Here is a 7,469-nt window from a genome sequence, read left to right on the forward strand (position 1 = left end):
AGAGGAGAAGCGATGACCACCGCACGCACCACCCGGTTCCCGAGCGAGGTCGCCGCGCCGGGCAAGGGCGGCATCGGCGAGAGCCCGCTGCGCCCCGACGGCACGCTGAAGGTGAAGGGCGAGTTCGCCTACGCCTCCGACCTGTGGATGGACGGCATGCTGTGGGGCGCGACGCTGCGCAGCCCGCATCCCCGCGCCCGCATCGTCAGTATCGACATCAGCCAGGCGCTCGCGCTGCCCGGCGTGTTCGCCGTGCTCACGCACGAGGATGTGCCCGGCCGCAACGTCTACGGTCTCGACCACACCTGGGATCAGCCCGTGCTGGCCATCGGCGAGGTCCGTCATCACGGCGAACCGATCGCGCTCGTCGCCGCGGACCACCCGGAGATCGCGCGCCGCGCCATGGACGTGATCGCCATCGAGTGGGAGGTGCTGACGCCCATCACCGATCCGCTCGCGGTGGTCGCCGACCCCGAGGGCAACAAGGTGCAGGAACGTGGCGGCATCGCCCGGCACCAGCCGGTCCGGGTCGGCGACATCACGGTCGGGCGCGCGCTGTCCGATGTGGTGGTCACCGGCGAGTACGAGGTCGGCATCCAGGACCAGGCGTTCCTCGGTCCGGAGGCCGGTCTGGTCGCGCCGGGCGAGGACGGCGGGCTCGACTTCTACGTCGCCACTCAGTGGATGCACAACGACCTCAAGCAGATCGGCCCCTGCCTCGGCCTGCCCGACGACAAGATCCGGATGACGCTGGCCGGTGTCGGCGGCGCGTTCGGCGGCCGCGAGGACCTGTCGATGCAGATCCACGCCGGCATGCTCGCGCTCTACACCGGCAAGCCGATCAAGATGATGTACAACCGCGAGGAATCCTTCTTCGGGCACGTGCACCGGCATCCGGCGCAGATGCGCTACGAGTACGGCGTGACCCGGGCCGGGAAGATCGTGTTCGCCGAGGTGCAGATCGTGCTGGACGGCGGCGCCTACACCTCCGCGACGCTGAACGTCACCGGCAACGCGTCCTCGCTCGCGGTGGGGCCGTACGAGATTCCGCATATCAAGATCGACGCGTACGGCGTGTACACGAACAATCCGCCGTGCGGCGCGATGCGTGGATTCGGTGCGGTGCAAGCGTGTTTCGCGCACGAGTCGATGATGGACAAGGTCGCGGAGGCGCTCGGGCTCGACCCGATCCATGTGCGTCAGGTGAACGCGGTGTCGCAGGGCTCGAAGCTGGCGACCGGGCAGATCGTGCACGCGCCGATGCCGATGGCCGAAATGCTCGCTCAGGCACGGGATATGCCGCTGCCGGCGGCGCTGGACGCCTCGGACATCCGGAACCTGCCGGGCGGTGCCTCGCAGACCACGCACGGCGAAGGCGTTGTGCGCGGCATCGGTTACGGCGTGGGGATCAAGAACATCTGCTTCTCCGAAGGTTTCGATGACCTCTCGACCGCCCGCGTGCGGCTGGAAGTCATCGGCGGAGAGCCGGTTGCGCTGGTGCACACCGCGGCCGCCGAGGTCGGGCAAGGACTCGTCACCGTCGAAGCGCAGATCGCGCGTACCGAACTCGGCATCGAACGGGTGACCATCCACCCGGCCGACAATCAGGTCGGCGACTCCGGTTCTTCCTCCGCCTCCCGGCAGACCTATATGACCGGCGGCGCGGTGAAGGCCGCGTGCGAGGCCGTGCGGATGCGCGTACTCGCCCTCGCCCAAGGACGTTTCGGCGCGACCCGCGGACTCCAGCTGGTCGGTGGCAAGGTCGTCTCGCGCACCGGCGAGGTCTACGCCGCGATCGTAGACCTGCTCGGTGACGAGATCATCGAGGAGACAAGGGAATACCACCACAAGCCGACCACCGGCATGGACCCCGTGACCGGTCAGGGCAACAGCCACACCCAGCTCGCCCTCTGCGTACACCGGGCCGTGGTGGATATCGACACCGAACTCGGCCTGGTCAAGGTCGTCTCGCTCGACGCCGTGCAAGACGTCGGAAAGATCATGAACCGCCTGTCGCTGGAGGGCCAGATCCACGGCGGCTCCGCCCAGGGCCTCGGGCTGGCGGTCATGGAGGAAATTCAAGTCCGCGACGGAAAGGTGCTCAACCCGTCCTTCACCGACTACCTGATCCCCACGATTCTCGACATGCCGCCACAGCGGCTGGAGATTCTCGAAAACGCCGACCCGCACGCCCCATACGGGCTGCGCGGCGCCGGAGAGCCACCCACGCTCTCCTCGACCCCCGCGATCGTCTCGGCCATTCGGGACGCATGCCGATCCGCGGGCGGAACCGTGCATATCAACCGAGTGCCGGTGCGTCCGGAAGACATCATCCGGAGCAGTTGATCAACAGGGGCTCCGACCCCACAACAGAACCGAACCACGCGATCCGGCCGGCACGGCCGGTTCGTAGGTCGGCTATGCCCAAGGGAGGGCACGCCATGACCCAAGTCCAGACCCACTCCTCCGTCCCGGAGCCGGTCACCGGAAGGTCGCCGCTCGACCGCTTCTTCCGGTTGAGTGCACGCAATACCACCATCTCCCGCGAAATCCGCGGCGGCATCACCACTTTCGTAGCGATGGCCTACGTTATCCTGCTCGTCCCGCTGATCATCGGCGGGGTGCAGGACATCGACGGCAACACCCTCAGCATCGCCCAGCTCACCACCGCGACCGCGTTCTCGGCCGGGCTCAGCACCATCCTGATGGGTCTCGTCGGCAACGTCCCGCTCGCCTTGGCGGCCGGCCTCGGCGTCGTCCCGGTGGTCGCCTTCCAGGCGGCCCCGCACATGACCTGGCCGCAGACCATGGGCCTGGTCGTGCTGATGGGCGTGGTCATCGTGATCCTGGCCGCGACCGGCCTGCGGACGATGATCATCAACGCCATCCCGCTGTCGCTCAAGAACGCGATCGGCGTCGGGATCGGCATGTTCATCGCGATGATCGGCCTGGTGTCGGCCGGAGTGGTCGGGCACGGCGCGCAGACCGGACCGCCGGTCACGCTCGGCGTCGCCGGTCACCTTTCCGGTTGGCCGGTGGTGATTTTCGCGGTCGGGCTGCTGCTCATGCTGGCGCTGTTCATCCGCAAGGTGCCCGGCGCCATCCTGATCAGCATCGCCATCGCCACGGTGCTCGCCATCGTGGTCAACTCGCTGGCGAAGATCGATCCGAAGACGTGGGGACCGGTGGTGCCGGAGACGCCGAAGGGGTTCTTCGCGGCGCCCGACTTCGGGCTGGTGCTCGACATCGACCTGATCGGCGGATTCGCCAGGGCGGGTGGGCTGGTCGCGGGCGTGGTGTTGTTCACGCTGGTGCTCACCGGTTTCTTCGACGCCATGGGCACCGTGTTCGGGGTCTGTGACGAGGCGGGGCTGCTCGACGAGCGCGGGACCATGCCCGGCCTGGGCAAGGTGCTGACGATCGACGGTGTTGCGCAGGTGATCGGTGGAGTCAGCGGCGGCGCGGGTAACACCGTGTACGTCGAGTCCGCGACGGGCGTCGGTGAGGGCGCGCGTACCGGACTGGCCAGCGTGATGACCGGTGGATTGTTCTGTCTCGCAGTGCTGTTCACGCCGCTGGCCGCGGTGGTGCCGATCCAGGCGGCCGCTCCGGCGCTCGTGCTGGTCGGGGCGCTGATGATGACCCAGGCCCGCAAGATCGACTGGGCCGACCTGGAAGTCGCGGTGCCCGCCTTCCTGACCATCGTGCTGATGCCGTTCACCTACTCGATCACCAACGGTGTCGGCGCCGGCGTCATCGCCTTCGTGGTGATCAAGGCGGCGCGCGGCAAATTCAGCGAAATCCACTGGCTGATCTGGGTGGTCGGGGTCGTGTTCGCCGGTTACTTCGGCATCACGGCGATCGAACTACTGCTCGGCGGATAGAACGGCGAATCGAACAATGCGTGACCTCGCGGCAGAACTCTTGCAATGGCACACGGCGGGCAAGTCCTACGCCGTCGCCACCGTCATCGGCGTCAGCGGCAGTGCGCCGCGACCTCCGGGCGCGGCCCTGGCGGTGGACGCCGGCGGTGTGGTCATCGGAAGCATTTCCGGTGGTTGCGTCGAGGGTGCGGTGTACGAGCTCTGTCGCGAGGCCTTGCGTACCGGGCAGCCGGTGCGCGAAACCTTCGGATACAGCGACGACGACGCGTTCGCCGTCGGCTTGACCTGCGGGGGGAAGATCGAGGTTTTCGTCCAGCCGATCACCCCCGCCGAGCACGGCACGATCGAGGCGCTGCTTCGATCGGCCGAGCCGGTCGCCCTCGTGCGCGACCTGAACACCGGGGCCGCAATGGCTTTGGGGCCGTGGTGGACGCTCGGCGCGACCTTCGATCCGGTGGTGGTGGCGGAGGCCAGGGCGATGCTCGAGCTGGCCGCCACCGGCGTGCGGGTTATCGGGTGTGGCGAGCGCGAGGTCACGATCTTCGTGGAGTCGTATGTGCCGCCGCCGCGCATGATCGTCTTCGGCGCAATAGATTTCGCGGCCGCGGTGACGCGGATGGGCCGGTTTCTCGGCTATCACGTCACCGTGTGCGATGCCCGTCCGGTGTTCGCGACTCAGGCGCGATTCCCCGACGCACACAAGGTCGTCGTCGAGTGGCCGGATCGGTACCTGGCGCGCACCGCGGTCGATTCCCGGACCGTGTTGTGCGTGCTGACGCACGACGCGAAGTTCGATATTCCCTTGCTGGAGAAGGCGTTACGTCTCCCCATGGCCTACGTGGGTGCGATGGGATCGCGGCGTACGCACGACGATCGGATGGCCGGTCTGCGCGCCATCGGTCTCTCCGAATCCGAACTGGCCGTGCTGCATTCGCCCATCGGGCTCGATCTGGGTGGCCGGACGGCGGAGGAGACCGCGGTCGCCATCGCCGCCGAGATCGTCGCCGTCCGGCGCGGCGGCTCGACGCGGCCGCTCACGACCAGTGATGGGCCTATTCACCGGGACTTAGTTCCTACCTGGTGATGCATTCGGCCTGCGCAACATACGGCTGGAGCATCATACAAAAGCTTCTTCGGAATGATCGATCACCTTTGGGTTGATCTCATCTATCCCGATACCGCGTAATCCCTGCATACTTGGTGAAATTCGACACAAAAGGAACCGATAATGCCGTTGATTTTCCTGAACGGTTCCGCCATGCGCGGAGGGCCGCTCAACCATCTGTTGAACGGTGCGCCGTTCGCCGGTGAAGCGAAAACCGCTCCGCGCTACCGATTCTTCTCGGTGGGCGACCGTTTCCCCGGTCTCGAACCGTCGCCGGACGGTGGCCACTCGATCACCGGCGAACTGTTCGATGTGCCCCTCGATGTGCTGCGCGAACACCTGCTGCCTGCGGAACCACCCGAGCTGGAGCTCGGCGCGATCGAGCTGGACGACGGCCGGTCGGTGCTGTCGATGGTGCTGCGCCGCCCGCCGACCTCGTACCCGGAGCTGATCGACATCACCCGCGTCGGCAGCTGGAAGAAATATCGCGAAGGAGCTGAGTGAAGCATTACGCAGGGGAGTCCGGTCTCCCGAAATTCGACGTCAATTGCTCTATTCTTTTCACGGACCTGCCGCTGCTGGAACGCCCCGCCGCCGCGAAAGCCGCCGGTTTCGATGCGGTCGAATTCTGGTGGCCCTTCGGTGAAGACCCCACGCCGGGGGATAACGAGATCGACGCATTCGTGCGCGCGATCGACGAGGCCGGCGTGCAGTTGGTCGGGCTGAATTTCATCGACCTGATTCCGGTGGGACGCGGACTGGTGTCCGTCCCCGCGGAGGTCACCAGGTTCCGGGACAACATCGAGGTGGCCGTCGGGATCGCCGAACGCACCGGCTGCCGGGCGCTCAACGCGCTCTACGGCAACCGGATCGCGGGCGAGGACCCGGCGAAGCAGGACGCGCTCGCACTGGAGAACCTGCGACTGGCCGCGCGCGCCGCCGCCCGGATCGGCGCCACGGTGCTCGTGGAAGCGCTGAATGCCCCTGAGTCGCCGCACTATCCGATCGTCAGCGCCGAAGCCGCCGTGCGGGTGATCCAGCAGACCGGCGAGCCGAACGTGCGCTTCCTCTGCGACCTCTACCACCTGGCGCGGATGGACGAGAACCTGATCCAGGTGATCAAGACCTACGCGCGTTACATCGGCCATGTACAGATCGCCGACGATCCCGGTCGCGGCCGGCCTGGCACCGGCGAACTCGACTTCACCACGCTGTTCGAAACCCTCGGCGCCGCAGGCTACGACGGGTGGATCGGCCTGGAATACAAAGACCCCGAGCTGGATTGGAAGTGGATGCAGGCATGAGCAAGATCGGTTTTATCGGCCTCGGGATCATGGGCAGCCCGATGGCGGGACACCTGGTCAAGGCCGGACACGAGGTGACCGGGTACGACATCGGCCCCAAGGGACTCGAAAAGCTCAAGGAGGCAGGCGGTTCCGCCGCTGGCAGTGTGGCCGAGGCGGTCCGCGACAAGGACATCGTCATCACGATGCTGCCGCAGGACGAGCAGATCGAGGAGGTCTTCCCGGACATCGTCGAGAACGCCGTCCACGGCGCGCTGTACATCGACTTCTCCACGATCACGCCCAAGACCGCCAAGTGGACCGCCGAGCAGGGCGAGAAGAACGGTCTGCGCGTGCTGGACGCCCCGGTCAGTGGCGGGGAGAACGGGGCGATCAACGCGGCACTGTCGATCATGGTCGGCGGCTCCGCGGCCGACTTCGCGGCGGCCACACCGATCTTCGAAACGGTCGGCAAGACCTTCGCGCTGGTCGGCGGCAGCGGTGCGGGGCAGTGTGTGAAGGCCGCCAATCAGCTCGTCGTCGGCGGCACCTACGCGCTGGTCGCCGAGGCGATCCTGCTGATGGAGAACCTGGGCGCGGACGCGGCCAAGGGCCTGGACGTGCTGGCCGGCGGGCTCGCGGGCAGCAAGATCCTCGAGCTAAAGCGCGAAACCATGCTGGCCCGCAACTTCGTCCCCGGCTTCCGGATCGACCTGCACCACAAGGACATGGGCATCATCCTGCAAGCCGCGCGCGAGGCGGAGGTGTCCATCCCGATGGGTGCGCTGACCGCGCAGCTCATCGCCGCGGGCCGGGCCATGGGCTACGGCTCGCTCGACCACTCCGGTCTGCTGCTGGTCGCCGAGGCGCTGTCGGGCCGGGGCGAGGCATGAGGATGCCTGCCTTGTCCACAGCGCATGCGCGCCACGCGGAATGCGGCATCCGGCTGCCGGACGGCTGGGTGCACGGCGATAAACCTGCCGACAGTGCGGTGCTGCACGCGATGCAATCGTGCGGCACGCGCCAGAACAAGGAGCGTTGAGCATGGCCCGGATGCGTACCGTCGACGCCGCGGTGTTGATTCTCGAAAAGGAAGGCGCGACACAGGCGTTCGGACTGCCCGGCGCGGCGATCAATCCGTTCTACAGCGCGATGCGGGCGCACGGTGGGATCAAGCACGTGCTGGCTCGCCACGTC

General features: G+C 67.1%; 8 protein-coding genes. All 8 read left to right on the forward strand.

What is annotated here, in order from left to right:
• The first annotated feature begins 12 nt into the window (after positions 1-12).
• Positions 13-2,346, forward strand: coding sequence for a xanthine dehydrogenase family protein molybdopterin-binding subunit (locus F3087_RS41865; protein WP_191094415.1), 2,334 nt, complete (start codon positions 13-15; stop codon positions 2,344-2,346).
• Positions 2,347-2,441: 95 nt separating this feature from the next.
• Positions 2,442-3,884 (forward strand): NCS2 family permease, encoded by a 1,443-nt coding sequence (locus F3087_RS41870; protein ID WP_150407741.1) that lies wholly within the window; start codon positions 2,442-2,444, stop codon positions 3,882-3,884.
• A gap of 16 nt (positions 3,885-3,900) precedes the next feature.
• A complete protein-coding gene (locus tag F3087_RS41875; RefSeq protein ID WP_150407742.1) occupies positions 3,901-4,968 on the forward strand; it encodes an XdhC family protein in 1,068 nt (355 codons plus the stop codon).
• Positions 4,969-5,112: 144 nt separating this feature from the next.
• Complete coding sequence (locus F3087_RS41880) at positions 5,113-5,493, forward strand: allophanate hydrolase-related protein (RefSeq protein WP_150407743.1); 381 nt, start codon at positions 5,113-5,115, stop codon at positions 5,491-5,493.
• Entirely contained in the window at positions 5,490-6,293 is an 804-nt protein-coding gene (locus F3087_RS41885; protein ID WP_150407744.1) for a hydroxypyruvate isomerase family protein, read from the forward strand. The genes F3087_RS41880 and F3087_RS41885 overlap by 4 nt, the downstream gene beginning before the upstream one ends.
• Positions 6,290-7,165, forward strand: coding sequence for an NAD(P)-dependent oxidoreductase (locus F3087_RS41890; protein ID WP_150407745.1), 876 nt, complete (start codon positions 6,290-6,292; stop codon positions 7,163-7,165). Before F3087_RS41885 ends, F3087_RS41890 begins: the two co-directional genes overlap by 4 nt.
• A gap of 11 nt (positions 7,166-7,176) precedes the next feature.
• Positions 7,177-7,314 (forward strand): hypothetical protein, encoded by a 138-nt coding sequence (locus tag F3087_RS46335; RefSeq protein WP_191094416.1) that lies wholly within the window; start codon positions 7,177-7,179, stop codon positions 7,312-7,314.
• A gap of 2 nt (positions 7,315-7,316) precedes the next feature.
• Positions 7,317-7,469, forward strand: a 153-nt coding sequence (locus tag F3087_RS41895) for a thiamine pyrophosphate-binding protein (protein WP_150407746.1), incomplete at its 3' end; no start/stop codon positions are given.

Source organism: Nocardia colli, from assembly GCF_008704205.1.
GTDB classification, from domain to species: domain Bacteria; phylum Actinomycetota; class Actinomycetes; order Mycobacteriales; family Mycobacteriaceae; genus Nocardia; species Nocardia colli.

Coding starts and splice junctions, on each gene's coding strand:
- F3087_RS41865 (WP_191094415.1), top strand. CDS start 13: ATGACCACCGCACGCACCACCCGGTTCCCGAGCGAGGTCGCCGCGCCG.
- F3087_RS41870 (WP_150407741.1), top strand. CDS start 2,442: ATGACCCAAGTCCAGACCCACTCCTCCGTCCCGGAGCCGGTCACCGGA.
- F3087_RS41875 (WP_150407742.1), top strand. CDS start 3,901: ATGCGTGACCTCGCGGCAGAACTCTTGCAATGGCACACGGCGGGCAAG.
- F3087_RS41880 (WP_150407743.1), top strand. CDS start 5,113: ATGCCGTTGATTTTCCTGAACGGTTCCGCCATGCGCGGAGGGCCGCTC.
- F3087_RS41890 (WP_150407745.1), top strand. CDS start 6,290: ATGAGCAAGATCGGTTTTATCGGCCTCGGGATCATGGGCAGCCCGATG.